The organism is Bacillus sp. FG16 (assembly GCF_057809515.1).
In genome coordinates this window covers 1-2,008 of record NZ_JBMDKC010000219.1, presented here as the reverse complement: position 1 = coordinate 2,008, position 2,008 = coordinate 1, and the positions used below count along the sequence as shown (strand labels likewise).

Genomic DNA, 2,008 nt, shown 5'->3' with positions numbered 1-2,008 from the left:
TTTTTTGAAACTCTATTATTTTATGTTGTTTTTATTCGCTAAAATCAAAATGATTTCAGAGTGTTGGGAACCCTAAAGGGTTTCTCAACACTCTGAAAGAACCTGTTAGTTATAACAGGTTCTTTGTACAAGGAATTCAAGGGATACAAGGAAACTGGTCCAGAGAAACCTGTGTATTCCTTGACTTAATAGTAATGTATGCGAAGTAAACAATAAAATGAATAAAAGTCAAACGAAATTTTTATTTAGTAAAAAGAAATCGCGTACAAAAAATGTACGCGATTATATAGAAACTATGTCTTGCGTGCTCATTGCATTCTATGTTTATTGTATGTAAAACGTGATACATTGCAATAAATTAAAAGAGCACTTTTGACAGTGCTCTTAGGACCAAGACTCTTAATGTAAAAGAGTACATGATAATATATGTGCCTTTTTCTAAGGATGTGAATCATTTGACCAGAATTTTCCTTGGAAAACTAAAGAGCGCTTTCCAAGGCGCTCCTTAAGTAAAACGAAATTTGAAAAAGAATACCACATGATAGCGTATGTATACTGTGTAAGTATGTGCAGTTTTACAACAAAATCCTTATTTGCGCGACACGTTTCCTTATAAGTGTGTGTAAACACGAAATAGGAGAGTTATCAAATTGATAACAACAACTGATTGATTGAAAGTAGGAATGAAAGCCGTCAGGTTGAGCTGAAACTACTTATTTGATACTCCTACATGCAAGGCGTGATAGTAGTCACAAATTGTATGAAACTAGGTGAAGTCGACTGAACAAAACCTAAGGGAGAAATCATATGGTAATGGATAGGTCGGGATGCTACAAAATATCTATGGTGAAAATGTCCAAATGGACTGGCGAACTTGCGAATGTAAGAGTCTAAAGGATTAATACATTAGAAATATGTATGTCGTTAATGACGACGTTATCTACCGAAAAGTAAGAGTAAATGATATGTAACTTTAAGTTACAGCTATAGTATGAGCAGAATTAAAAATATTATGTGGGAGTGAAAATAAGCTAAATAAAAACTTCATTTTGGACTAAAGAAGGATGAATATGCGTATTCCAATGTACAAACGGGTACATGCCTTATATAAAGGTGATCAGTTTATAACGGAAGGAACACTTTTAGAAATTTCTGAGCGGAAAAATAGAAGTCTAGCATGGTTACAACATATGCTTACGCCATCTTACGAGAAGAAGCGTGATAATAGCATAAATTCCTTTAGATTGTATTTACTGGATGATGAAGATTAATACAAAAATTTCATTTTGTATGTAATAAAAAAGCCCTTTTTTAATGAGAGGGTATATGAGTGAACGTGCCTTATATCGATAATATATGTTTGCCTTATTAAAAGGTGACAAGCTAATAAAAAATAAGAGGGCAGCTAGCAAAAGCTACCTGCTCAGCCCCCTCAGAGAAAGAGAAAAAGATGCCTGTAGGCATCCAAATAAGGCAGATAAAATACCTTAATAGGGTGTTTTTGCCTATCCCCTCGAAAAGGGGGAATCAGAAAAAAGCAATCTTTAGATTATTATTTGAATGAATTATCACAAGTTAGAGAAAATACACTAACATATCTGAAGGCGAAACAAGATAGCTGGTTATTCTAGGAAGACAAGTGGGGTAATGGTGTGCCTTATAATAATTACTACTTGTGGTTTCACGTTATGGAAGACGAAATTAATCATCGTGGACAAATAAGAACAATTAAGCGATTGATGGGAATTAATAAATAAATTTTATTCAACCAAAGGATGCTTTACTTGAGAAAATCACTAGAAGGATCAAACGATAACTATGAACGGCCCCCAATTGCTAGGTTTTGTTTAACAATTGGGGGGCAGTTTATTTATATATAGGTAATCAGCTTTTGTTAATCATGAGGTAGATATTTTTAGCTAAATAATCAATAATGGAAATATAATACAGACTATGTGTAAATGTCAAGATGATCATGTACATTTTCACTTGTTTAAGCATGTACAAA

General features: G+C 33.3%; 1 protein-coding gene and 1 pseudogene. Both read left to right on the top strand.

The window, feature by feature from the left end; genetic code table 11:
- Positions 1 to 1,070 precede the first annotated feature (1,070 nt).
- Positions 1,071 to 1,271: a hypothetical protein gene (locus ACODS7_RS31735; protein WP_243169413.1), complete on the top strand. Its 201-nt coding sequence runs from the start codon at positions 1,071 to 1,073 to the stop codon at positions 1,269 to 1,271.
- A 261-nt stretch (positions 1,272 to 1,532) separates the two neighbouring features.
- Positions 1,533 to 1,757, top strand: a pseudogene (locus ACODS7_RS31730) (DinB family protein); the annotation flags it as partial.
- Between the last annotated feature and the right edge of the window lie 251 nt (positions 1,758 to 2,008).